This window comes from Streptomyces sp. NPDC053069, from assembly GCF_044546895.1.
Taxonomy (GTDB): Bacteria; Actinomycetota; Actinomycetes; order Streptomycetales; family Streptomycetaceae; genus Streptomyces.
On the sequence record NZ_JBITZN010000006.1, the window covers coordinates 131,688 to 155,676 of the forward strand.

The 23,989-nt window shown below is 70.8% G+C and carries 24 protein-coding genes, 1 tRNA gene and 1 riboswitch; of the genes, 12 read left to right on the forward strand and 13 right to left on the reverse strand.

From position 1 onward, the window contains the following. Positions 1-39: 39 nt before the first annotated feature. Both ACIGXP_RS15705 and ACIGXP_RS15710 read right to left on the reverse strand, forming a co-directional pair. Entirely contained in the window at positions 40-1,290 is a 1,251-nt protein-coding gene (locus ACIGXP_RS15705; RefSeq protein WP_399768599.1) for a PTS transporter subunit EIIC, read from the reverse strand. Between the two features lie 132 nt (positions 1,291-1,422). After that, positions 1,423-2,742, reverse strand: a complete 1,320-nt coding sequence (locus tag ACIGXP_RS15710) for a PTS transporter subunit EIIC (protein ID WP_399768601.1) — start codon at positions 2,740-2,742, stop codon at positions 1,423-1,425. 184 nt (positions 2,743-2,926) lie between these two features. Between ACIGXP_RS15710 and ACIGXP_RS15715 the strand changes: the two genes are divergently transcribed. The 3 genes from ACIGXP_RS15715 (at position 2,927) to ACIGXP_RS15725 (ending at position 4,498) form a co-directional block, all read left to right on the forward strand. Next, positions 2,927-3,160 carry a PTS glucose/sucrose transporter subunit IIB gene (locus ACIGXP_RS15715; protein WP_363213927.1) on the forward strand — a complete coding sequence of 78 codons (234 nt, stop codon included), beginning with the start codon at positions 2,927-2,929 and terminating at the stop codon, positions 3,158-3,160. A 77-nt stretch (positions 3,161-3,237) separates the two neighbouring features. Further along, complete coding sequence (gene rph, locus ACIGXP_RS15720; RefSeq protein ID WP_363213928.1) at positions 3,238-3,975, forward strand: ribonuclease PH; 738 nt, start codon at positions 3,238-3,240, stop codon at positions 3,973-3,975. 130 nt (positions 3,976-4,105) lie between these two features. Further along, the gene (locus ACIGXP_RS15725; RefSeq protein ID WP_363213929.1) at positions 4,106-4,498 is read left to right on the forward strand and encodes a hypothetical protein; all 393 of its coding nucleotides are present in this window, start codon (positions 4,106-4,108) and stop codon (positions 4,496-4,498) included. Positions 4,499-4,513: 15 nt separating this feature from the next. Here the strand turns inward: ACIGXP_RS15725 and ACIGXP_RS15730 are convergent, their stop codons facing one another. The 4 genes from ACIGXP_RS15730 to ACIGXP_RS15745 are packed head-to-tail and all read right to left on the reverse strand — an operon-like array spanning position 4,514 to position 7,806. Next, a complete protein-coding gene (locus ACIGXP_RS15730) occupies positions 4,514-5,212 on the reverse strand; it encodes a DUF1707 domain-containing protein (protein WP_399768604.1) in 699 nt (232 codons plus the stop codon). 9 nt (positions 5,213-5,221) lie between these two features. Next, a complete protein-coding gene (locus ACIGXP_RS15735) occupies positions 5,222-6,184 on the reverse strand; it encodes an ATP-binding cassette domain-containing protein (protein WP_399768606.1) in 963 nt (320 codons plus the stop codon). Position 6,185: 1 nt separating this feature from the next. Continuing rightward, positions 6,186-6,962: an ABC transporter permease gene (locus tag ACIGXP_RS15740; RefSeq protein WP_399769085.1), complete on the reverse strand. Its 777-nt coding sequence runs from the start codon at positions 6,960-6,962 to the stop codon at positions 6,186-6,188. Positions 6,963-7,005: 43 nt separating this feature from the next. After that, positions 7,006-7,806, reverse strand: coding sequence for an ABC transporter permease (locus ACIGXP_RS15745; protein ID WP_399768608.1), 801 nt, complete (start codon positions 7,804-7,806; stop codon positions 7,006-7,008). Between the two features lie 1,109 nt (positions 7,807-8,915). Between ACIGXP_RS15745 and ACIGXP_RS15750 the strand changes: the two genes are divergently transcribed. Beyond that, on the forward strand, positions 8,916-11,819 hold the full coding sequence (locus tag ACIGXP_RS15750; protein ID WP_399768610.1) for a transglycosylase domain-containing protein: 2,904 nt from the start codon (positions 8,916-8,918) through the stop codon (positions 11,817-11,819). 14 nt (positions 11,820-11,833) lie between these two features. On the opposite strand, the gene ACIGXP_RS15755 is transcribed toward ACIGXP_RS15750, so the two are convergent. The 3 genes from ACIGXP_RS15755 to ACIGXP_RS15765 all read right to left on the reverse strand — a co-directional run bounded on the left by ACIGXP_RS15755 (position 11,834) and on the right by ACIGXP_RS15765 (position 13,045). Beyond that, positions 11,834-12,154 (reverse strand): multidrug efflux SMR transporter, encoded by a 321-nt coding sequence (locus ACIGXP_RS15755; protein ID WP_363213934.1) that lies wholly within the window; start codon positions 12,152-12,154, stop codon positions 11,834-11,836. A gap of 38 nt (positions 12,155-12,192) precedes the next feature. Beyond that, positions 12,193-12,259: riboswitch (guanidine-III (ykkC-III) riboswitch) on the reverse strand. Positions 12,260-12,312: 53 nt separating this feature from the next. Then, complete coding sequence (locus ACIGXP_RS15760) at positions 12,313-12,672, reverse strand: co-chaperone GroES (protein ID WP_031159553.1); 360 nt, start codon at positions 12,670-12,672, stop codon at positions 12,313-12,315. Between the two features lie 43 nt (positions 12,673-12,715). After that, positions 12,716-13,045 (reverse strand): DUF3618 domain-containing protein, encoded by a 330-nt coding sequence (locus tag ACIGXP_RS15765; protein ID WP_363216231.1) that lies wholly within the window; start codon positions 13,043-13,045, stop codon positions 12,716-12,718. Between the two features lie 93 nt (positions 13,046-13,138). Here ACIGXP_RS15765 and bcp point away from each other — a divergent pair, with 93 nt between their 5' ends. Together bcp and ACIGXP_RS15775 are read left to right on the forward strand one after the other, a co-directional pair. After that, positions 13,139-13,606: a thioredoxin-dependent thiol peroxidase gene (gene bcp / locus ACIGXP_RS15770; protein ID WP_363216230.1), complete on the forward strand. Its 468-nt coding sequence runs from the start codon at positions 13,139-13,141 to the stop codon at positions 13,604-13,606. A 47-nt stretch (positions 13,607-13,653) separates the two neighbouring features. Continuing rightward, positions 13,654-13,740: transfer RNA gene (locus ACIGXP_RS15775), tRNA-Leu, on the forward strand. A gap of 4 nt (positions 13,741-13,744) precedes the next feature. Here the strand turns inward: ACIGXP_RS15775 and rdgB are convergent. Together rdgB and ACIGXP_RS15785 are read right to left on the reverse strand one after the other, a co-directional pair. Then, positions 13,745-14,347 (reverse strand): RdgB/HAM1 family non-canonical purine NTP pyrophosphatase, encoded by a 603-nt coding sequence (gene rdgB / locus ACIGXP_RS15780; protein WP_363216228.1) that lies wholly within the window; start codon positions 14,345-14,347, stop codon positions 13,745-13,747. A 56-nt stretch (positions 14,348-14,403) separates the two neighbouring features. Continuing rightward, positions 14,404-15,738, reverse strand: coding sequence for an SGNH/GDSL hydrolase family protein (locus tag ACIGXP_RS15785; RefSeq protein WP_399768614.1), 1,335 nt, complete (start codon positions 15,736-15,738; stop codon positions 14,404-14,406). Positions 15,739-15,946: 208 nt separating this feature from the next. Here ACIGXP_RS15785 and ACIGXP_RS15790 point away from each other — a divergent pair, with 208 nt between their 5' ends. Further along, the gene (locus tag ACIGXP_RS15790) at positions 15,947-17,263 is read left to right on the forward strand and encodes a DUF445 domain-containing protein (protein WP_399768616.1); all 1,317 of its coding nucleotides are present in this window, start codon (positions 15,947-15,949) and stop codon (positions 17,261-17,263) included. A 93-nt stretch (positions 17,264-17,356) separates the two neighbouring features. Further along, positions 17,357-18,895, forward strand: coding sequence for an MFS transporter (locus tag ACIGXP_RS15795; RefSeq protein WP_399768618.1), 1,539 nt, complete (start codon positions 17,357-17,359; stop codon positions 18,893-18,895). Positions 18,896-18,932: 37 nt separating this feature from the next. On the opposite strand, the gene ACIGXP_RS15800 is transcribed toward ACIGXP_RS15795, so the two are convergent. Continuing rightward, positions 18,933-19,376, reverse strand: coding sequence for a hypothetical protein (locus ACIGXP_RS15800; RefSeq protein ID WP_399768620.1), 444 nt, complete (start codon positions 19,374-19,376; stop codon positions 18,933-18,935). A 171-nt stretch (positions 19,377-19,547) separates the two neighbouring features. Here ACIGXP_RS15800 and ACIGXP_RS15805 point away from each other — a divergent pair, with 171 nt between their 5' ends. Continuing rightward, a complete protein-coding gene (locus ACIGXP_RS15805) occupies positions 19,548-20,498 on the forward strand; it encodes a GlxA family transcriptional regulator (RefSeq protein WP_399768622.1) in 951 nt (316 codons plus the stop codon). A gap of 36 nt (positions 20,499-20,534) precedes the next feature. Here the strand turns inward: ACIGXP_RS15805 and ACIGXP_RS15810 are convergent, their stop codons facing one another. Further along, the gene (locus ACIGXP_RS15810) at positions 20,535-20,855 is read right to left on the reverse strand and encodes a hypothetical protein (RefSeq protein WP_363216222.1); all 321 of its coding nucleotides are present in this window, start codon (positions 20,853-20,855) and stop codon (positions 20,535-20,537) included. Between the two features lie 168 nt (positions 20,856-21,023). On the opposite strand from ACIGXP_RS15810, the gene ACIGXP_RS15815 reads away from it, so the two are divergent. The 3 genes from ACIGXP_RS15815 to ACIGXP_RS15825 all read left to right on the forward strand — a co-directional run bounded on the left by ACIGXP_RS15815 (position 21,024) and on the right by ACIGXP_RS15825 (position 23,958). Continuing rightward, entirely contained in the window at positions 21,024-21,452 is a 429-nt protein-coding gene (locus ACIGXP_RS15815; RefSeq protein WP_399768624.1) for an Hsp20/alpha crystallin family protein, read from the forward strand. A gap of 213 nt (positions 21,453-21,665) precedes the next feature. Then, positions 21,666-22,145 (forward strand): DUF2267 domain-containing protein, encoded by a 480-nt coding sequence (locus tag ACIGXP_RS15820; RefSeq protein ID WP_363216220.1) that lies wholly within the window; start codon positions 21,666-21,668, stop codon positions 22,143-22,145. 352 nt (positions 22,146-22,497) lie between these two features. Next, positions 22,498-23,958 carry an FG-GAP-like repeat-containing protein gene (locus ACIGXP_RS15825; RefSeq protein WP_399768626.1) on the forward strand — a complete coding sequence of 487 codons (1,461 nt, stop codon included), beginning with the start codon at positions 22,498-22,500 and terminating at the stop codon, positions 23,956-23,958. The last annotated feature ends 31 nt before the right edge of the window (positions 23,959-23,989 follow it).

Sequence of the window (23,989 nt, forward strand, 5' to 3'; positions counted from 1 at the left end):
TTCGGTTCCGGGGCCTTCGTCCTGCCGAGGTGCGGCCCGTCAGGCCTTGGTGAGGTCCTCGACCTCCTCCTCGGGCTCGCGGCCCGGGGTGGGGAGGTTGAACTTGGTGATCGCGAAGCGGAAGACCACGTAGTAGATCGCCGCGAAGACCAGGCCGATGGGGATGATCATCCAGGGCTTGGTCGCCAGACCCCAGTTGAGGGCGTAGTCGATCGCGCCGGCCGAGAAGCTGAAGCCGTGGTGCACGCCCAGCGACCAGGTCACCGCCATCGACACCGCGGTGAGCACCGCGTGGATCGCGTAGAGCAGCGGGGCGATGAACATGAACGCGAACTCGATCGGCTCGGTGATACCGGTGACGAACGAGGTCAGGGCGAGGGACAGCATCATGCCGCCGACGGCCTTGCGGCGCTCCGGGCGGGCGCAGTGGGTGATCGCCAGGGCGGCGGCCGGGAGGGCGAACATCATGATCGGGAAGAAGCCCGTCATGAACTGACCGGCGGTCGGGTCGCCGTGGAAGAAGCGGGGCAGGTCACCGTGCCACAGGGCACCGGCGGAGTCCTTGTAGCTGCCGATCTCCTGCCAGGCCACCGTGTTCACGAACTGGTGCATGCCGACGGGCAGCAGACCGCGGTTGATGAGGCCGAACAGGCCCGCGCCGAACGCGCCGAGGCCGGTCATCCACTTGCCGAAGTCGGTGATGACGTTGCCGATGGGCTCCCAGATCAGACCGAAGAGCACACCGATGCCGGTGCCGATGAAGGCCATCAGGATGGGGACCAGCCGGCGGCCGTTGAAGAAGCCCAGCCAGTCCGGCAGCTTGGTGCGGTGGAAGCGCTGCCAGACGACGGCGGCGATGAGACCCATGACGATGCCGCCGAGCACCTTGGGGTCGTTGTACGTGGCAGGGATGTCCGCGCCCTTGGTTATCCTGGCCTCGGTGATCGGGAACGCGGTCAGCACGTTCTTGTACACCAGGAAGCCGACCAGCGCCGCCAGCGCCGTCGAGCCGTCGGCCTTCTTGGCGAAGCCGATGGCGATGCCCACGCAGAACAGCAGCGGCAGATTGCTGAAGACGGCGTCACCGGCGGTGGCGAACACGGCCGCGACCTTGTTCCAGCCGAGGCCGTCCTTACCGAACACGTCGTCCTGGCCGAGACGGAGCAGGATGCCCGCCGCCGGCAGCACGGCGATCGGGAGCTGCAGGCTGCGGCCGACCTTCTGCAGACCCTGGAACAGGCCGGATCCCCGCTTCTTCGCGGGAGCCGCCGTGGCGGTGGCGGTGCTCATGGTTGGTTTCCTCCATCGCTGGTGGTCTACACCACTCAGTGGTGTAGACCTGTTGTAGCACGATGAAGGCGGGATAAGGAACCACGAAATCCGCGACCGCAACGCTACGGGGCGTGCCGATGTGGTAAGAGGTCACGCCTTGGTGATGTCCTCGACCTCTTCCTCCGGCTCACGGCCCGGGGTCTTCAGGTCGAACCCGGTGATCGCGAACCGGAAGACGACGTAGTACACGACCGCGAAGCACAGGCCGATCGGGATGATCGCCCACGGTTTCGTCGCCAGGTTCCAGTTGATCACGTAGTCGATCAGGCCGGCCGAGAAGCTGAAGCCGTCGTGCACGCCGAGCGCCCACGTCACCGCCATCGAGACACCGGTGAGCACGGCGTGCACGGCGTAGAGGAACGGCGCGATGAACAGGAAGGAGTACTCGATCGGCTCGGTGATGCCGGTCACCAGCGACGTCAGCGCCACCGACAGCATCAGGCCGCCGACCTCCTTGCGGCGGTGCGGCTTGGCGCAGTGGGTGATGGCCAGCGCCGCCGCCGGCAGCGCGAACATCATGATCGGGAAGAAACCCGAGGTGAACTGGCCTGCGTGCGGATCGCCCGCGAGGAACATGTTGATGTCGCCGTGCACCGGCTTGCCGCCCGGCGGCGTGTACGTGCCGAACTGGAACCAGATGGGCACGTTCAGGAACTGGTGCAGGCCGATCACGAGCAGGGCGCGGTTGGCGACGCCGAAGATGCCGGCGCCCCAGGCGCCCGCGTCCCGCAGCCAGTGGCCGAAGCTCTCCAGGCCGGCGCCGATCGGCGGCCAGATCCACAGGCACAGCGCCGCGAAGACGATGGCGACGAACGCCATGATGATCGGCACCAGCCGGCGGCCGTTGAAGAAGCCCAGCCAGTCCACCAGCCTGGTGCGGTGGAAGCGGGCCCAGAAGAAGGCCGCCAGCAGACCCATGACGATGCCGCCGAAGACGCCGGGGTTCTGGAAGGTGAACGGCGTCACCGAGCCGACGCCCGCCCCGACGCCGACCTGGCAGCCGATGTCCGGCAGTGCCTTCGAGCCGCCCGGACACTTCTCGGGGAACTGGTGCAGGACGCTGTAGTAGACGAGGAAGCCCACGACCGCGGCGAGCGCGGTGGAACCGTCCGCCTTCCTCGCCATGCCGATCGCGACGCCGACGCAGAACAGCAGGGGCAGACCCAGGGAGCCGTCGAGCAGCGCGCCGCCCGCGCCCTTCATCACCTTGGACAGGTCCGTCCAGCCCAGGCCCTGGTCCCCGAACACGTCCGGCTGGCCCAGCCGGTTGAGGATGCCCGCGGCCGGCAGGACCGCGATCGGCAGCTGCAGGCTGCGGCCCATCTTCTGCAGGCCCTGGAACAGCCGGTTCCAGCGCTCGCGAACGGGACCGACCGTGTCCTGCGGGTTGCTGGCGCTCTGCGCGCTCATGGCGTCCTCCCGGTCACTCGACTCGGGCACGGTTTGGCGACCGTCCCCCGTGTGGTGTAGACCAGTTCGCGGACGGTTCCGCTGTCGTGATCGCCATCATTCGGCACGTACGGCATGACCGCTCGCGAAGATGGGCCAACTGTGGGTTACTGCGACAAAGCGGTTCGGATCAGGGAGAGGGAACATGGCCAGCAAGGCTGAGAAGATCGTCGCCGGCCTCGGCGGCATCGACAACATCGAGGAGATCGAAGGCTGCATCACCCGGCTGCGCACCGAGGTGACCGACCCCTCGCTGGTCGACGAGACCGCCCTGAAGGCCGCCGGAGCCCATGGCGTCGTCAAGATGGGCACCGCCATCCAGGTCGTCATCGGCACCGACGCCGACCCGATCGCCGCGGAGATCGAAGACATGATGTGAGCCGACGGGTTCACCTGAAAGGGGCTCTTCCCGACGCGGGAGGAGTCCCTTTCGCAGGTACGGCTAGGCTCATCGGCATGTCTCGCATCGACGGCCGTACCCCCGAACAGCTCCGCCCGGTCACCATCGAACGCGGCTGGAGCAAGCACGCCGAGGGCTCCGTCCTCGTCTCCTTCGGCGACACCAAGGTGTTCTGCACCGCCTCCGTGACCGAGGGCGTCCCGCGCTGGCGCAAGGGCAGCGGCGAGGGCTGGGTCACCGCGGAGTACGCCATGCTGCCCCGCGCCACCAACAGCCGCGGCGACCGCGAGTCCGTCAAGGGCAGGATCGGCGGCCGTACCCACGAGATCTCCCGGCTCATCGGCCGCTCCCTGCGCGCCGTTATCGACTACAAGGCGCTCGGCGAGAACACCATCGTCCTCGACTGCGACGTCCTCCAGGCCGACGGCGGCACGCGTACGGCGGCGATCACCGGCGCGTATGTCGCGTTGGCCGACGCCGTCGCCTGGGCCCAGGGCAAGAAGCTGATCAAGGCCGGCCGCCAGCCGCTCACCGGCACCGTGAGCGCGGTCTCCGTGGGCATCGTCGGCGGCGTCCCGCTGCTCGACCTCTGCTACGAGGAGGACGTGCGCGCCGACACCGACATGAACGTCGTCTGCACCGGCGACGGCCGCTTCGTCGAGGTCCAGGGCACCGCCGAGGCCGAGCCGTTCGCCCGCGAGGAACTCAACGCCCTGCTCGACCTCGCCGTCACCGGCTGCGCCGAACTCGCCGCCCACCAGCGCGCGGCCCTCGACGCCACGCTCGCGAAGTAGAGGCGGAGAGAAGCGGAGAGAAGAAGAAGTAAAGGGCGGACCAACGCAATGGGGGCGCGCGGGCAACCAGCGCGCCCTCCTCGGCGTCCTAGGGGTACGGCACAGCCTTACCAGGGAGGGAACCACCACCATGGCCGTCAGCCGACGCCGTCTCACCGCCGTCGCCACCGTGGCGCTCGCCGCGCTCACCACCGGCCTCACCACCGGCTGCGACGCCGTGAACAAGGCCCTGGACTGCGTGCAGACCGCCGATTCCATCGCCGACAGCGTCACCGACCTCCAGCAGGCCGTGGAGAACGCCGCGAACGATCCCACCCAGGCGGACAGCTCCCTGGACTCCATAGAGAAGAACCTCGACAAGATCGGCGACAAGACCGACAACGCCGACGTCAACAAGGCGGTCGACGACCTCAGGAAGGCCGTGGGGAACGTCCGTACGGCCATCAAGAACGGCGACCGGACCCCGGACGTCAGCCCGGTGACGGACGCCGCCGGCGAACTGACCAAGGTCTGCACGAAGTAGGGGACCGGACGCGCCTCAGTCCAGCTCTTTCCTGGACTTCCTGCGCTCCAGCCGCTCCTGACGGCGCTGCTCCTTGAGCCGCTGCTGCTCCGCACGGGTGATCTTGCGGGTCACGTCCACCCCGCCCCAGAACGCAAGTCCCCCGATGATCACCCGCGGAGCGCCCGGTTCGGGCGGCCCGTCGTCCCTGGGATGGTCGAAGCCGCCCATGATGCCGATGCCACGGACGACGACCTCGACCCCCGGCGGCACGATGACCTGGACGCCGCCCATGACCGCCACGCAGTTGATCTCGACCTCGCGGTCCGCGAAGTCCGCCTCCCGCAGGTCGATCTCGCCGCCGCCCCAGAACGCGAAGCAGTTGAACCGCCTCGGCACCGTCCAGCGGCCCTTGCGCTGGAAGCCCGACATGATGGCGACCGCGCCCGTCGAGGACCCCTCGCCCCCGACGATCCGGCCCGCCCAACTCCCGCCCCGCGCGGGTTCCTTGGTGAAGGAGACGGGGCCGGGCGCAGCCGCCGTGCCGGTCGCCGGCAGGTCACGGGTGATCGGCGCCAGCTCGCCGTACGTGCGCGCCGTGTACGCCGCCTCCAGCCGCTCCTCGAACTCCGCCATGTCGAGCCGGCCCTCGGCCAGGGCGTCCCGCAGGACCTCGGCGACCCGGTCACGGTCGCGGTCGGACGCCCGGAGGTCCGGACTTGGGTCGTCGGTCATGACCGAAGCCTACGAGACCGCCTTCTCCACGTACATCTTCGCGATGACCGCCTCGATGTCCGGCTCCCGCACCGACAGGTCCACCAGCGGATACTCCGCCGCCAGATGCGCGACGAGCGGTGCCGCCGACGACCCCGCCGGGAACGCCAGCCACTGCCGCGGCCCCTCCACCCGCACCACCCGCGCCGACGGCACCTGGACCGGCGGCAGTTCCCGCTCCAGGTCCACCACGAGCGTCCGCTCGCTCTCCCCGGCCTCGTGCAGCCCCGCGAGCGGACCGTCGTACATCAGCCGCCCGTGGTCGATCACCATCACCCGTGAGCACAACTGCTCGATGTCCTGGAGGTCGTGCGTGGTCAGCAGCACGGTCGTGCCCCGCTCGGCGTTCAACTCCCGCAGGAAACCGCGGACCTTGGCCTTCGACACCACGTCCAGGCCGATCGTCGGCTCGTCCAGGTACAGCACCTCGGGATCGTGCAGCAGCGCCGCCGCGATGTCCCCGCGCATCCGCTGCCCGAGCGAGAGCTGCCGGACGGGCACGTCCAGCAGAGGGCCCAGCTCCAGGAGTTCCACCAGTCGGTCCAGGTTCTCCCGGTAACGGGCGTCCGGGATCCGGTACATGCGGTGCGCCAGCCGGTAGGAGTCGATCAGCGGCAGGTCCCACCACAGGGTCGTACGCTGCCCGAACACCACCCCGATCCGGTGTGCGAGGCGCCGCCGCTCCCGGGACGGGTCGATCCCGGCCACCTGCAGCCGCCCCGCACTCGGCGTCAGGATGCCCGTCAGCATCTTGATCGTCGTCGACTTCCCGGCGCCGTTCGGCCCGATGTACCCGACCATCTCCCCGCGCGCCACGGTGAACGAGATCGAGTCCACCGCCCGCACCTCGCGCCGCTCCCGCTTCAGGAACCCGGTCTTCTTGCGCACCTCGAAGACCTTCTCGACCTTCTCAAGGGCGATGAAATCGCTCACGCTAGCTCCCTGTGCTCCGGTACGAACGAAGTCCCGCCCGCCAGGCCAGCCCCGCCAGCACACAGCACCCCGCCGCCACCAGCGGCGGTGCGAACGCCGTCCACTGCGGCAGCCCCAGCGGATACGGCCGCCCCAGCACATAGGTCGCGGGCAGCCAGTTGACGAAGGCCAGCGGCAGTACGAACGTCACCCCGCGCACCAGCTCCTTCGCGAACACCGTCGGCGGATACTGCAACAGCGTCGTACCGCCGTAGGTGAAGGCGTTCTGCACCTCGGAGGCGTCCTGCGCCAGGAACTGGAAGGCCGCCCCCGCCACGAACACGGCGCAGAAGATCCCGCAGCCGCTCACCACCATCACCGGCATCAGCAGCAGCTTCAGCGGCGTCCAGTCGACCTCCAGCCGGACGACCGACCAGCCCAGCACCAGCAGCCCCTGCGTCACCCGGCCCAGCCGCCGCAGCGCGAACTGGTCGGCCGCCACCTGCGCCAGCACCGGCGCCGGGCGCACCAGCAGCGTGTCCAGCGTGCCGTCGCGCACCCGCCGCCCCAGCCGCTCCATCGAGCCGATCACCAGATCGGCCAGCCCGAAGGCCGTACCCGACAGGCCGTAGAGGAACGCCACCTCGGGCAGCGACCAGCCGCCCAGGGCGTCCACCCGCGAGAACATCAGCAGGATCGCGACGAAGTCGAAGAAGGTCGCCGAGAAGTTGCCGAACGTGGTCATCGCGAACGAGGCGCGGTAGGCCATGGTGGACCTGATCCACATCCCGGCGATCATCAGATAGGCCCGCAGCCCCTCCCGCACCCGGCCGGTACCCGTCTCACCCACCCTGCACCACCACCCGCCGCGTCGCCGCCGACTGCACCAGCCGCCCGGCACCCAGCAGCACCACCGCCCACGCCCCCTGGAACACATACGTGCCCAGCGGGTCCCCGTGCCCCAGCAGGATCTGCGCCGGAGCCTGGAGCAGCGAGGACCACGGCAGCACCCGTACGACCTCGCCGAGCGCCCCCGGGAAGACGTTCAGCGGCAGCAGCATGCCCGAGCAGAAGAATCCGGCGAGCCAGGACATCTGCGTCACACCCTGGCCGTCCAGCAGCCAGAACGCGCTGAGCGCCACCAGATACCGGATCCCGAAGCCCACGAGCATCGCCAGCAGCACGGCGACCAGGAAGGCGGCCCAGGTGCCCACGTCCGTCGGCAGGTACACCGGGAAACACAGGGCCCCGAAGGCGAAGGGGACCAGCCCCCGGCCCAGCAGCTGGAAGAACGCCCGGCCCAGATCCGTCGCCAGCCACCACAGCTGCAGGTCGGCGGGCCGGTACAGGTCGATCGCCACGTCCCCCGTACGGATGCGTTCCATCAACTCGTTCTCGACGCCGCCGCCCCCGAGCGCGAGCGCCGCGAGAAACGCCTGACCCAGCCACACATAGGTCACGACCTGCGTCTGATCCCAGCCGCCCAGGTGCGGCCGCTCGTCCCACAGCGCGCGGTAGGTATAGACAAGGATCAGTCCGAAGACGGTATTGGTGAACACCCCTGCCGCAGTGGCGGCCCGATACGTCGCGTACCGTCTGAATCCCCCCGCCGCGACGGCCACGTACAACCGTCCCGCGCCCACGCCAGTCCACCTCCTGGGACCGCTCGACACCGAAGCGCAGGAGCCTAGTCCAGGGGTCCGGCTGCCGGCCACGCAATATTCGTGCCCGAAGCGTGCCGGGATCCGGGAACGGAACGCCAGGTGCGAGAGTCTTCCAACCGGGGGCGCAGAAGCGTACGAGGCGTACGGGAACGTACGACGCGAAACAGGAGTCCGTGCACGACATGAGCGACGAGCCGCAGCCGCAGCAGCCGAACGAAGGCGTGCAGCCGAAAAAGCCGCTGCCGGCTGAAGGGCCCGGTGACCCCGGGGGCCGCGACGCGCCGGCCCCCGGCAAGGTCGGCGGGACCGGCAAGCCGACACCACCTCACCGGACCACCGCCCCGGCACACGCCGAGGGCGCCACCGGCGAGCGGGCACAGGCCGGACCGACGCCGGCTGAGGGCGCCGCAGGCAGGGGGACACGGGCGGGGGCCACGCCGGCTGAGCGTGCAGAGGGGGCCGAGCCCGCCGAGCAGCGCGGCCGGGCCCGCCGGCCCGGACTCGGCCGAACGGGTGACGGTACGACGCCGACCCACGACGGCCCGGCTCAGGACGCCCCGGCACAGGCGCCGCCGGCGGCCCCGTCGGCTCCGGCGGACCGCTCGGCCCAGGAGCGGACCGCCTCCATGGCCCGGGCCCGCCAGGCGGCCCGAGGCAGCCGCCCGGACCGGGCGACGCCCGCGCAGGGCGCCGACACGACCTCCGGCGGGGCTGCTGGTGGTGTGCCGACGGCTCGCGACGGCTCGGGCCCGGCTTCCGGCACGGAACCGGCCGCTCACGAGGGTTCGGCTTCGGGCAGGCGTCCGGCGGCTCGCGGGGGCTCGGGCTCCGAGGGCGGTTCGACGGCTCGGGGTGCTTCCGCGTCCGGTGGTGCTGCCGGTGGTGCGTCGGCGGCCCCTTCGGGTTCCGGCTCGGGTTCGGGTCCGGCTGCTCGCGGGGGCTCGGGGGCGGGGTCCGGGGGGTCCGCGGGGGCACAGGGCTCCCGGGCGTCCGACGCGTCCGCCCGGCGGCGTGGTGACTCCGCGAAGTCGCAGGCCTCGGGGGCCGGGGGCGCTTCCGAGCCGACCCCGTCGGCCGAGAGCACCCAGGTGCTCCGCAGGGTCACGGCGCCCCGGGGCTCCCAGGAAGGCCCCTCCGGCAAGGAGACCGGCGCGGCTCAGGGGGCCGGTGAGACGCGCGCGCCCGAGACCACCCAGGTCCTCCGGCGCGTCGGCCCGCCCCGACCGGCCGAGCCCGGCGACCCCACCAGGTCGTCGGCCGCCTCCCGGGCCGACGAGCCGAACCCTGCCGGACCCACGACCCGGGCCACCGGCCCCGGCGCCGCCGGCCGCAACCCTCGTACGAACCGTGCTGCCCAGGCGGCCGGTGCCGCCGGTGCGGCCGGAGCCGCAGCCACCGGTGCCGCGGGCGCCGCCGGCCAGGCCTCCCAGGCCGGCCCCGCAGGTGCCGCCGGTGCCGCAGGCGCGCTCGGCGCAGCCGGAGCAGCCGCCCGGGGCCGCCGCACCGGCACCCGTACGGGCACCCATGCCACTGGCACCACCGGCAACAACTCCACCGGCACCACCGACCACGACGCCACCGTCCTCGCCGCGACACCGGCATCCGGTGACGCCCAGCCCACCCCCGGCGACGGCAAGGGCAAGGGGAAGAAGCCCAAGCGGCCCAAGCGGACCGGGTGGCGGCGGATCATTCCCACCTGGCGCATGGTGCTCAGCACCGTCGTCATCGGCATCCTTCTGCTCGTCGGGCTCTTCTTCCTCGGCTACTCCCTCGTCAAGATCCCGCCCGCCAACGCCCTCGCCACCAAGCAGGCCAACGTCTACTTCTACGCCGACGGCTCCCAGATCGCCCGCGACACACGCGACAGCCAGGTCAACCGCGAGAACGTCAGCCTCGCCGAGGTCTCCAAGGACGCCCAGCACGCCGTACTGGCCGCCGAGGACCGCGACTTCTACACCGAGTCCGCGGTCGACCCCAAGGCCATGCTCCGCGCCGCCTGGAACACCGCCACCGGCAAGGGCAAGCAGTCCGGCTCCACGATCACCCAGCAGTACGTGAAGAACTACTACCTGGCCCAGGAGCAGACGCTCACCCGCAAGGCCAGGGAGTTCTTCATCTCGATCAAGCTGGACCGCACCAAGTCCAAGGACCAGATCCTGGAGGGCTACCTCAACACCAGCTACTTCGGCCGTGGTGCCTACGGCATCCAGGCCGCCGCCCAGGCCTACTTCGGCGCCGACGCCAGGGACCTCGACCCGGCCCGCGCCGCCTACCTCGCCGCGCTCGTCAACGCGCCCAGCGAGTACGACGTCGTCGCCCACCCCGAGAACAAGGCCGCGGCCGTCGCCCGCTGGAACTACGTCCTGGACGGCATGGTCAAGAAGGGCTGGCTCAGCGAGTCCAAGCGCGCCGGCATGAAGTTCCCCATGCCGAAGGAGCAGACGGTCTCCACCGGCCTGTCCGGCCAGCGCGGCTACCTCGTGGACGCGATCAAGCACTACCTGGCCGCGAACAACATCCTCGACGCCGACCAGCTCGCCGCCGGCGGCTACCGCATCACCACCACCATCCAGAAGAACAAGCAGGACGCCTTCGTCAAGGCGGTGGACGACCAGCTGATGTCCAAGCTGGACAAGAAGAACAACCCGAAGGACAAGTACGTCCGCGCGGGCGGTGCCTCCATCGACCCGAAGACCGGCAAGGTCGTCGCCATGTACGGCGGCATCGACTACGTGAAGCAGTACACCAACGGCGCGACCCGCGGTGACTTCCAGGTCGGCTCGACCTTCAAGCCCCTCGTGTTCACCTCGGCGGTGCAGAACGGCTCGACCACCCAGGACGGCCGCACCATCACCCCGAACACCATGTACGACGGCACCAACAAGCGGCTCGTCGAGGGCTGGAGCGGCACGCCGTACAACCCGGAGAACGAGGACCAGAAGTCGTACGGCCCGATCACCGTCACCAAGGCGACGGACCTGTCCGTGAACTCCGTCTACGCGCAGATGGCCGCCGACGTCGGCCCGTCCAAGGTCAAGCAGACCGCGATCGACCTCGGCATCCCGGCCGACACCCCGGACCTGTACCCGTCCCCGTCGATGGCGCTCGGCACCGCCACCGCCAGCGTCCTGGACATGGCCCAGGCATACGCGACGATCGCCAACCACGGCAAGCACGGCACGTACACCCTGATCGAGAAGATCACCAAGGACGGCACCAAGGACGTGTCGCTGCCCGACCAGCCGGTCAAGCAGGCCGTCAGCCGGGAGGCCGCCGACACCACCACGTCGATCCTGCAGAGCGTCGTCGACCACGGCACCGCCCTCGCCGCGCAGAACGCGGGCCGCCCGGCGGCCGGCAAGACCGGCACCGCCGAGAACGACACCGCCGCCTGGTTCGCGGGCTACACCCCCGACCTGGCCACGGTGGTCTCCGTCATGGGCCAGGACCCGGTGACCGCCAAGCACATGCCGCTGTACGGCGCCCTCGGCCAGCCCCGCATGAACGGCGGCGGCCCGCCCACCGAGATCTGGGCCCAGTACACGCGCACCGCTCTCCAGGGCACCCCGGCGAGCGACTTCGATCTGCAACTGCAGCAGGGCGCCGACCAGCCCCAGCCGCCCAGCACGGGCTCCGCCACCCCGCCGGGCACCACCGGCGACCAGAACAACGGCGGTACGACCACCGGCGGCGGCCGGCACGACGGCGGTGCGACCACGAGCCCGACCGGCGGCGGCACCACCACCGGCACCCCCACCGACGGCGGTACGACCACCGGCGGCGACACCATCGGCGGAACCACCACCGGCGGCACCCCCACCACCGACGGCGGTGGCACCACCACCGGCGGCGACACCACGGGCGGTGACACCACCGGCGGCGACACGGCCGGCGGCGACGCCACCGGCGGCGGTACGGACCCGGGCGGCGCCACCGACGGGGGCGCCACGACCGGCACGACCGCGGGCCCCGGAGGCGGCCCCGTCACCTGACGCCCGACCGCTCGCTAGTGACCGCTGGTCGCCTTCAGCCCCACCACGGCGACCAGCAGCAGACACACGAAGAAGATCCGGGCGGCGGTGACCGGCTCACCCAGCACCACCATGCCGAGCACCGCCGCGCCGGCCGCCCCGATGCCCACCCACACGCCGTACGCGGTACCGATGGGCAGGGACTTCGCGGCGTACGACAACAGGACCATGCTCGCGACGATCCCGGCACCCGTGCACACACTGGGCACCGGCCGGGTGAAGCCGTCGGTGTACTTCATCCCGATCGACCAGCCGACTTCCAGCAGTCCGGCGACGATCAACAGAACCCAGGCCACGACAGGCACCTCCGAGACGAATGAGGACTCTCTTCCGCGGTGCGTCGTCTTTGCCTGCATCCCGGTACGGCGCGTCTCGTCGGGCTCACATCCGAACGTAGCAAAAGCAGCACGAAGGGGCCGGTGACGATGGTCACCGGCCCCTTCGTGCGCTGCTCCTACAGGTACAGACCCGTGGAGTCCTCCGACCCCTCGAAGCGGTCCGCGGCCACGGCGTGCAGATCCCGCTCGCGCATGAGCACGTAGGCCACACCCCGCACCTCGACCTCGGCCCGGTCCTCCGGATCGAACAGAACCCGGTCACCCGGCTCCACGGTCCGTACGTTCTGCCCGACCGCGACGACCTCGGCCCAGGCCAGCCGCCGTCCGACCGCCGCAGTGGCGGGGATCAGAATGCCGCCCCCCGACCGCCGCTCGCCCTCACCGGTCTCCTGCTTGACCAGAACCCGGTCGTGCAGCATCCGGATCGGGAGCTTGTCGTGATGGGGGGTGCTGTGCTGGTTTCTGTTGGCGCTCACGCCTCGAACCTACCTGTCCTCGCCCTGCCCGTACGCGCCCGGGTCAGCCCTTGCGCCGCCGCGAGCCCACGGTGAGCAGCCCGACCACGCCGACGGCGAGCAGCGCGACCGGCACGACCCGCTCCAGCCGCAGCCCGCCCTTTTCATCGACGAACTGCATCCGGACCTCACTCACCACGCGGTTGACCTGGACGTACGCCCGACCGACCGTGTGATCGACATGCGCGACCACCTTGGCCCTGGCGTCTGCCGCGATCGTCTTCGGATGCACCCGCACCCCGATCTCGTCCAGTGTCTCGGCCAGCACTTCACGGCGGCGCTTGATGTCCGCCTCGATCTGCGCCGGGGTTCTGGTGTCCGACGTGTCCGCCACCGTACGGCCTCCGAAGTCTCCTGATGCTGTCCCGAACAGTCTGTCAGCTTCTGCTCCCGGCGCACCGCAAGGCCCCCCGGTTACCCTGGCCCGATGAGCGAGCGACTCCAGCCGGGGGACGTGGCCCCCGCCTTCACCCTCCCGGATGCCGACGGCAACGACGTCTCCCTGTCCTCCCACAAGGGCCGCAAGGTCATCGTCTACTTCTACCCGGCCGCCCTGACTCCAGGCTGCACCAAGCAGGCCTGCGACTTCACGGACAACCTGGAACTCCTGGCCGGCGCCGGCTACGACGTCATCGGCATCTCGCCCGACGACCCGGAGAAGCTTTCCAAGTTCCGCGAGAAGGAGTCCCTCAAGGTCACGCTGCTGGCCGACCCGGAGAAGAAGGTCACCGAGGCCTACGGCGCGTACGGCGAGAAGAAGAACTACGGCAAGACCTACATGGGCGTCATCCGCTCCACGATCGTCGTGGACGAGGAGGGCAAGGTCGAAAAGGCCCTCTACAACGTCCGCGCCACCGGCCACGTGGCAAAGATCATCAAGGATCTGGGCATCTGACCGACGGGTCCCACTGCCCGGCCGCTAGCATGGCCGGGCAGTACCACGCGGCCGTGGTGGAATTGGCAGTCACGCTGGGTTTAGGTCCCAGTGGGGTAACTCCCGTGAGGGTTCGAGTCCCTCCGGCCGCACCAGAGTTCAGCCGAGCAGCTCCCGGACGACCGGCACCAACGCCCGGAACGCCTTGCCCCGGTGGCTGATCGCGTTCTTCTCCTCGGGGCTCAGCTCGGCGCACGTGCGCGTCTCGCCCTCCGGCTGGAGGATCGGGTCGTAGCCGAAGCCGTTCGTGCCGGCGGGCGTGTGCCGAAGGACGCCCAGGAGGCGGCCCTCGACCACCCGCTGCGTGCCGTCCGGCAGGGCGAGCGCCGCCGCGCAGGCGAAGTGGGCGCCCCGGTGTTCGTCCGCGATGTCGGCGAGCTGGGCCAGGAGCAGGTCCAGGTTGGCCTTGTCGTCGCCGTGGCGGCCGGCCCAGCGGGCGGAGAAGATGCCCGGGGCGCCGTTCAGGACGTCGACGCAGAGGCCGGAGTCGTCGGCGACCGCGGGGAGGCCGGTGGCCCGGGCGAGTGCGTGGGCCTTGAGGAGGGCGTTCTCGGCGAAGGTGACGCCCGTTTCCTTGACGTCGGGGACGTCCGGGTAGGCATCCGCACCCACGAGTTCATGCGGCAGGCCTGCCTCGGCGAGGATGGCCCTCAGCTCGGTGATCTTTCCGGTGTTGCGGGTGGCGAGGATCAAGCGGGTCATGCCCGCCAGTATTCCTCGCCGCAGCTACGGCTCTGCGCAGCTACGGCTCTGCGCAGCTACAGCTCTGCCTGGCCCGCGCCCTTGAGCGCGTTCAGGTCGAAGACCTCGGCCATCCTGCTGAAGCCCGGATCGCTGGGGTGCAGGTGGTCGCCGGAGTCGTAGTCGGGGCGGAGGCGGTGGGGGGCGTAGGGGTCGCGGAGCGCCCGGTCGAAGTCGACGACCGCGTCGTACACCCCGCCGGCCCGGATCTGCGCGTTGATCTGCCGGCGTACCGCCTCACGGGCCGGGGTCCAGCCGCGGTGGCCCTCGAAGGGCATCAGTGTGGCGCCGACGACCTTCAGGCCGCGGGCGTGGCCCTGGCGGACCAGGGTGCGCAGGCCGGTGAGGATGCGGTTCGGGTCGGCGAGTTCCGGGTTGCGCAGGATGTCGTTGATGCCCAGGTCGATGACGACGACCTTGACGCCCGGGTGGGAGAGCGCGTCGCGGCCGAAGCGGCCGAGGCCGCTCTCGTTCTCGGCCGGCCGGCCGAGGCCGTCGGCCAGGACCTGGTTGCCGCTGATGCCTTCGTTGATCACGCTGTAGCGCGGCAGCCGGTGCCCGCCCGCGAGCGCGGTGCGCAGCCGGTCCGCGAGGACGTCCGGCCAGCGGTGGTTGGCGTTGGGGGTGGAGGTGATGCCGTCGGTGATGGAGTCGCCGAAGACGACGACGGTGCCGTCGGCCTCGTTGCTGAGGACGTCCAGGCCGGTCACGTAGCGCCAGTAGGGCGTCTGTTCGGTGTAGGGGGTGCCGGTCGAGTCCTCGGTGCGGTCGCCGTCGGCGACGTAGGAGATCTGCTGTGCGTGCGGGTGGTAGGTGACCGGGCCGGAGGGGGTGGGGGAGTAGGTGGTGACGAGGACGTCGCTGTTGTGCGGGATGGTGAGGCGTACGGCGTCGCTGGCGATCTGTCCGCCGGCGGGTATGACGACGCTGGTGGCGCCGTCGAAGGTGAGGCGGCGCATAGAGTCCGGGTCCGCGGCGGCGGTGCCGTCGCCCGCGGACAGGGCGATCGAGGCGTGTGTGAGGGTCAGCGGGGCGTGGCCGTAGAGGTTGGAGAGGGTGATCCGGGCGCCTGTGCCGCCGGTGCCGGCGTGGATGACGTTGCGCACCGAGTGACCTGCGAGGCCGAGGGTCTCGGTGCGGGGTTCGCCGCCGACCGGGGCGGTGGACCAGGCGCCGACCCAGGTGCCGGTGGAGGCGGGGGCGACGGAGGAGCCGTGGTGGGGGCGGTTGTCGGCGGCAGTGCCGCGGGAGGTGCCGTTGTCGGCTGCCACGGTGAGGTAGATGGCGGCGGATACGGCGAGGACCAGGGCGACGAGGGCGCTCAGGACCGCATAACCATGACGCTTGGTCATGCTTGTGGTGTTCTCCTTGGGATGGGAGCGCGGGGCTCCGATCGTGATGAGCCCATGATGCGGCATGGGCCGGCGAGACCTGTCAGGGCCCTGCCCAAACCCCCGTTCGGAAAGACGCCGGGAACTCCTGTTCCGTTCCGGGAGTCGGTCAGGAAGGGACAATTGTGTGCGGGATCACCGACCGGGTGGAGCTGAACGGGTGGAGCTGATGGAACCGACCGAGACGGAAGCAGCGCCGGCGCCGGGTGTGTCGTACAAGACCATGACGGCCTTCACCCCGGCCGACGAGGAGCGCCGGCGCGGGGTGCGGCGGATGAAGCTCACGGCGACGGCGATGCTGCTGTTCGTGGCGGTGGTCTATGTCCTGGCCAGACTCGCCACGCATGAGGGCGCGGGCCCCTGGGCGGGGTATGTGGCCGCGGCTGCCGAGGCCGGCATGGTGGGCGCGCTGGCCGACTGGTTCGCGGTCACCGCTCTGTTCCGCCATCCGCTGGGGCTGCCCATCCCGCACACCGCGATCATCCCCACCAAGAAGGATCAGCTGGGTGTCTCGCTGGGCGAGTTCGTCGGCGAGAACTTCCTCTCCGAGGACGTCGTACGGCAGCGGTTGCGCGCGGTCGGCATCGGCAGCCGGCTGGGGGCGTGGCTGGCCGAGCCGGAGCACGCGGACCGGGTGACGGCGGAGCTGGCCACGGCGCTGCGGGGGGCGCTGACGGTCCTGCGGGATTCGGATGTGCAGGCGGTCGTCGGTGAGGCCATCACCCGGCGGGCGAACGCCCAGGAGATCGCGCCGGGGATCGGAAAGACGCTGGAGCGGATCGTCGCCGACGGCGGGCACCGGCGGGTGGTGGACCTGGTGGTGGCCCGTGCGCACGACTGGCTGGTGCTGCACCGGGACGATGTGATGGTGGCCGTGGAGGGCGGTGCGCCGGGCTGGACGCCGCGGTTCGTGGACCGCAGGGTCGGCGAGCGGGTCTACAAGGAGCTGCTGCGGTTCGTGACCGAGATGCGGGACATGCCCTCGCATCCGGCGCGCGGCGCGCTCGATCGTTTCCTCGCCGACTTCGCCTCCGACCTGCAGTCGGACACGGACACCCGGGTGCGGGTGGAGCGGCTCAAGGGGGAGGTGCTGGGCCGGGGCGAGGTGCAGGATCTGATCGCGTCCGTCTGGACGGCCGTACGGTCGATGATCGTGGCGGCGGCCGAGGACGAGCACAGTGAGCTGCGGCTGCGGGTGCGGGCGGCGCTGCTGTCGCTCGGTGCGCGGATGGCGACGGAGCCGAAGGTGCAGGAGAAGGTGGACAGCTGGGTCGAGGGTGCGGCGGTGCACGTGGTGACGACGTACCGCGCGGAGATCACTTCGCTGATCACGGACACCGTGGCGGGCTGGGACGCCGAGCACACCACTCGGAAGATCGAGGCGCACATCGGCCGTGACCTGCAGTTCATCCGGATCAATGGCACGGTGGTGGGGTCGCTGGCCGGGCTGCTGATCTATGCGGTGACGCGGACGCTGGGTGCCTGAGGCCGGGGCCCGTACCGACTGATTCCCCGGGGTGCGGGCACCCGTCCTGCTGTGTCCCCCGGTGGTCGGGGGGCTTCGGCGAGGAGGGAGCCCATGAGCGCAGCCGAGGTGGCATCGCCGGGGAGCGGCCGGACCATCACCACCGACATCCCCGCCCGGCTGGACCGCCTGCCCTGGTCCCGCTGGCACTGGACGATCGTGATCGGCCTGGGCACGGTGTGGATCCTGGACGGCCTGGAGGTCACGGTCGTCGGCAACATCGCCGGCCGGCTGGCCGAGCCCGGCAGCGGGGTGTCGATCACCTCGGGCCAGATCACGGGCGTGGCCGCCGCGCTGTATGTGGCGGGCGCCTGTTCGGGGGCGCTCTTCTGGGGCCGGCTGACCGACCGCTTCGGCCGCAAGAAGCTCTTCATGATCACGCTGGCGGTGTACCTGGCGGCGACGGCTCTGACGGCGGTCTCCTGGGAGGCCTGGTGGTTCTTCCTCTTTCGCTTTCTGACCGGTTTCGGTATCGGCGGTGAGTACGCGGCGATCAACTCCGCGATCGACGAGCTGATCCCGGCGCAGTACCGCGGCCGGGTCGACCTGGTCATCAACGGCAGTTTCTGGCTGGGCGCGGTCGGCGGCTCGCTGCTGTCGATCGTCGCGCTCGACACGGACCTGCTGGCCCGGAACGTCGGCTGGCGGCTGACGTTCGCGCTCGGCGCCGTACTCGCCCTGGTCATCCTCCTCGTCCGGCGGCACGTCCCGGAGAGCCCGCGCTGGCTGCTGATCCACGGCAGGGACGGGGAGGCCGAGGAGATCGTCTCGGGCATCGAGCGCCGGGTGGAGCGGGACAGGGGCGTGCGGCTGCCCGAGCCGCAGGGGGAGCTGGAGATCCGCCAGCGCAGGAGCGTGACGTTCCTGGAGATCGCCCGCACGGTCTTCGGGCAGTACCGCAGGCGGGCGGTGCTCGGCTTCTCCCTCTTCATCGGCCAGGCGTTCCTGTACAACGCGATCACCTTCGGCTTCGGCGCCATCCTGACCAGGTTCTTCGACGTGCCCTCCGATCACACCGGCTACTACTTCGCGGTGATCGCGGTCGGCAACTTCTGCGGCCCGCTGCTGCTGGGCAAGCTGTTCGACACGGTGGGCCGGCGGGTGATGATCTCCTCGACGTACCTGCTCTCGGGTCTGCTGCTGTTCGGCACGGCGTGGCTGTTCGACCGGGGTGCGCTGAGCGCGGGCACGTTGACGGCCTGCTGGTGCGCGGTGCTGTTCTTCGCCTCGGCCGGTGCGTCCAGCGCGTACCTCACCGTCTCGGAGATCTTCCCGATGGAGACGCGGGCGATGTCCATCGCCTTCTTCTACGCCCTCGGTACGGCGGCCGGCGGCATCAGCGGCCCGCTGCTCTTCGCCGACCTCACCGGCACCGGCAGGGCCGGCGACACCGTCCTGGCGTTCTCCGTCGGCGCGGCCCTGATGTGCGCGGCGGGCCTGGTCGCCGCCTTCCTGGCCGTACGGGCCGAACGCCGCTCCCTGGAGGACATCGCCCGTCCGCTGACGGCGGTGGCGGGGCGGGCCAGGGCGGTGACGCGGGGTGCGGAGGGTACGCAGGGGCCCTCGGCGCCGCCCGCGCCGAGCACGCCCTGAGACGTGACGGGGACGTGACGGGGCCGGGCGGACCGGGTCAGGCGCCGGTGCTGGAGCCGGGGCGCACGATCATCAGGACGGTCACGGTGGCCCACAGCAGATTGAAGACGCCGGTGAACGCGGCGAGCCGGGCGGGGTTCGCGACCCGGCCCTCCACCAGGGCGCTCTGAGCGGGCAGCACCAGCGCGCCGAGGACGACCGCGGCGACGGTGGTCAGCGCGATCGACGCGATCAGCCAGGCGCTGCCGAGCACGCCCATCTCGCCGGCGGTGGCGAACCCGAAGACCGGGACGACGACGCCGACGAGGGCGTACACGCGGCAGATCCGGTGCAGCAGGCGCAGGGTCCCGGTGCCGCTCCCGTCCGGCGGAGCGGCGAGCACGCGGCGCGCGACGGGCGGAAACATACTGGCGGCGACGGTCACGGGGCCTACGGCGACGATGGCGGCGAGGACGTGCACGGCGAGGAGGAACTTGGTCACGCGGTGACGGTAGGTGGTCCGGGGGGCGTGGAGAAGTGGCGAGAGTGCCAGGGTTCAACGGATTGTCGCCAGGTTCTGCGGATGGTCGCCACAGCCGGTTCGACGGTTCCCACCGCAGAGGCCACAGGTGCACACGTTGGCGAGAAGCGGTCGTAGGCCTACGATCCCGCCATGCACACCGTGGCCGTACTGGCGCTGGACGGCGTCATCCCGTTCGACCTGTCCGCCCCCATCGACACCTTCGGCTGGGCGCGGCTGCCCGACGGCCGCGAGCCGTACCGGGTGCGGGTGTGCTCGGTGCAGGAGGAGGTGAGCGCGGGTGCCTTCACGGTGCGGGCGCCGTACGGCCTGGAGGCGCTGGCGGAAGCGGACACGATCATCCTGCCGGGCGTGGCGGAACCACCGGAACAGTTGCCGCCGGGGGTCGCCGATGCTCTGCGCGCCGCGGCAGGGGCCGGCACCCGCATCGCCTCGGTCTGCGTGGGCGCGTTCCTGTTCGCGGCGACAGGTCTGCTGGACGGCCTGCGCGCGACGACGCACTGGGCCGCGGCCTGCCGGCTGGCGGAGCTGTATCCGAAGGTGACCGTCGATCCGAACGTCCTGTACGTCGACGACGGCCAGTTCCTGACGTCGGCGGGCGCGGCGGCGGCGCTGGACATGTGCCTGCACATGATCCGCAAGGACTTCGGCTCGGCCGTCGCCGCGCACGCGGCCCGGATGTCCGTGATGCCGCTGGAACGGGAGGGCGGGCAGGCCCAGTTCATCGTCCACGACCTGCCCCCGGCCCCGGCGGGCACGACCCTGGAACCGCTGCTGCACTGGCTGGAGGACCACAGCGACCGCGACCTCACCCTGGACGAGATCGCGGCGCGGGCGGGCATGAGCACCCGCACTCTCAACCGCCGATTCCGCGAGCAGACCGGTACGACGCCGCTGCAGTGGCTGCATCGGGCGCGGGTACGACGGGCCCAGCACCTGCTGGAGACCACGGCGCACCCGGTCGAACGGATCGCCGCCCAGACGGGCTTCGGTTCACCGACGGCCTTCCGGGAACGGTTCCGCAGGGTCGTGGGGACGAGTCCGCAGGCGTACCGCAGGGCGTTCCGGGCGGGGGCGTCGTAGCAGGGCGGTGCCGACGGTCTCCGCCTCCCCGGGCCGCTATGCCCTGCCGGGGCTCTGGGTCTTGCGGTCGGCGACGGCCCAGGAGGCGAGGGCGACGGCGCCGGCGACACCGAGGACGGACGGCCAGGCGCCGACCTTCTTCGCCAGCGGGTGGGACCCGGCGAACGCGGCGACATAGGCGGCGGTCAGCGCACCGGCGGCCTTCCCGCCTGCCTGCCTGCGCCACTGCTGAGCGGCGGCAGCCCCCGCGACGGCCAGTACGGCCCCGCCGAGCTGCCGCTTCTTGGTCCACCGGGCAACGCCGTACCCGCCGACGAGCCCGGCACCGGCGACGACCGCACTGGGAACCCTGGCCATGACTGTCTCCTCATGCTCGGTTTTTGTGCTGATGTCCGGGGCCGAGGCTAACGCGCATGCACGTGGACTCCCTTAACTTGAGTCAGAGCTTGTCAAGTTTGGGGCGGAGGGTTATATAAGAAGCCGTAGGGCATCGCACCCAATCCCTGAGGAGAGGAGTGACCTGTGATGCTCATGCGCACGGACCCCTTCCGTGATTTCGACCGCCTCACGCGACAGTTCCTCGGAGAGGCGACGCGCCCGGCCGCGATGCCGATGGACGCCTACCGAGCAGGGGACGAGTTCCTCGTCCACTTCGACCTGCCCGGCATCGACCCCGAGACGATCGAGCTGGACGTCGAGCGCAACGTCCTCAACGTCCGCGCCGAGCGCAGCAGCCCGGCCCCCGAGGACGCGGAACTGCTCGTGGCGGAGCGCCCCACGGGCACGTTCACCCGGCAGCTGTTCCTCGGCGACACCCTCGACACCGACCGCATCGACGCGTCGTACGAGGCCGGCGTCCTGACCCTGCGCATCCCGGTGGCCGAACAGGCCAAGCCACGCCGCATCCAGATCACGGGCGGCAGCACCGGCGACCGGAAGCAGCTCAGCGGCTGACCGCCGCACATTGGCCGAACTGCGGCTCATGCAGCCCGCATTACGGGGTACCGGGGGACTGCCCCCGGTACCCGACCAGCCGAAGTGACCAACTGCCGAAGCGTCGAAGCGCCGATGTACCAGAGGGCCGATGTACCGATGCGCCGATGCACCGATGCCCCGGTGCGCGGACGCGCCGAAGCTTCACAGTGTCCCGGAGAAGGAGCCAGCACGATGACCGTGACGACGCCCCCACCGCCGAGAACGACCATCCCCGCCGCGTCCCCCCTGCCCCGCGAGCGTGACACCGACGCCGCACGCTGGGAGGAACTGACGGAGGCGGTACGGGAGGCGGGCCAGTACACGACCAGGGCAGAGGCGGAACGCGTGACCCGCATAGTCCTCTCAGCCCTGGGCGGCCACGTGACCGGCGACGAACGCGTAGCCCTCGCCCAGGCTCTCCCCCGAGAAGCAGCCCGAGTGATCGCCTCACAGATCCCCGCGACACACCCCCTCACTGCCCGGGAGTTCGTCGACTCGGTGGCCGCCCGCATCGAGGGGGCGACCCCGGCAACGGCCCGCTGGGACGTCAGCTCGGTCCTGAGCGTCCTGGCGAACTGGGTGGGCACCCCCCTGACCACCCGCCTCCTCGCCCAGCTCCCCCCGGGCTACGCCCTCCTCTTCGGCCGGGCGGACCTGGCCGCGACGGCATGAAACGAGGGCATGAACGACGACACGAAGCGACGCCATAAGGCGACTGACGCGACGACATAAAGCAACGACATGGAATGACATCGGACGACATAAAGCAACGACATAAAGCAACGACATAAAGCAACGACGTAGAGCGACGGCATAAGAACGGCACACGGCACCGGGCGCCGCACACCCACTGCGCGGCGCCCGTCGCCGTACGCCCGCGTCGTGCGAGGGGAGCGCGACACAAAAGATCCGCACAACTGTGCGCGACGCGAAGATCCGCACAACCGTTCCCGCCCGTCGGGGGTCTTGGGGGTGCAACCAGTCGAGTTCTTGCAGATCGAGTTCATCCATGGGGGGAACGGACGTGCGCAGCCGCATCCGTCACACAGTCGTGATCGCCGCAGCGGTCACGACGACCACGGCTCTCACCGGGGCCCTGCTGGTCTCCACCGGTACCCAGGCCCGGGCCGCCACCACGACGGGTCCCGCGCCCACCCGGTACGCGGACGATTTCAACGGTGACGGGTACCACGACCTCGCGATCGGCGCCCCGGACGGCGCAGTGAACGTCCCCGGTCCGGACGGGAACCCCGTCCAGGCCCCGAACGCGGGCTACGTCACCGTCTCGTACGGCTCGAAGTACGGTGCCCAGCAGACCGGCCTGAAGGCCGTCACCCGGAACAGCCCCGGCGTGCCGGGCGACGCGGGGCAGGACCAGCGGTTCGGCCGGACGCTCGCCAACGGCGACTTCAACGCCGACGGCTACGCGGACCTCGCGGTCGCCTCGCACGAGGGGGTCCGCGACGAGGTCACCCTGCTCTGGGGCGGCCCCGCCGGCCTCAAGGGCGGCACCCCGATGCCCGGCAGCGACACGGCCCCCGGTTTCGGCGCGGTGCTGAAGACCGGCGACTTCACCGGAGACGGGAAGACCGACCTGATCGTCGGCTACTCCACGTCGCTCCGCCTGTACCGGGGTCCCTTCAAGACGGACGGCTCGCCTGCCTCGATCCAGCCGGTGGACGTGGGCTCCGCGTTCATCTACAGCGACGCCCAGAAGCGGCTGGCCGTGGGCCGGATCAACAAGGGCGCCATCGACGACCTCGTGGTGCTCGGCGAGAACCGCAGGCGGGGACGGGTGCTGCTCGGCGGCGCGTCCGGGCTGCGCCGGACCCCGGCCACCGTCCGGGGCGGCGACAGCGTCGTGATCGCCGATTTCGACAAGGACGGCTACGGCGACATGGCGGTGGGCGACCCGGCGTACGAAACGGACTCCGAGCGCCGCGCAGGCCGGGTCCAGATCAGCTACGGCGCCTCCGGTGGCGTGGACGAGAACCGCGGCACCAAGGTGTTCACCGAGGACAGCACCGGCATTCCGGGCGGCGTCGAGGCGGGGGACAACTTCGGCGCCGACGTCACCGCGGGCGACCTCGACCGGGACGGCTACTCCGAGCTGATCGTCGGCGCTCCCGGCGAGCGGCACGCCACCTGCGAGCACTGCTACATCAGCGGGGGCGGCATCTACGTGCTCAAGGGCTCGGCCAAGGGGACGACCGGCACCGGTGCGGTCTTCTACGCCCACGATGCGGCCGGTCTGCCCCGCCCCGCCGGCGTCTACCGCATCCCCCAACTGCTCAAGATCACAGACCTGAACGGGGACGGCCGGCCCGAGATCGCCCTGCCGGTCCGGGCGAACACCTCGGACGTCTGGTCGGTCCCGACGAAGGACGGCAAGCTCGCCGGAACCACCCCCACCCGCGTGGTGAAGCCCCCGGTAGACCCCCAGGTCCCCTGGCCCGGCAGCGAGTTCGGCGTACTCACCCGCTGACCGTTCCCACCCCTGCCCGCAGTCACGCGAA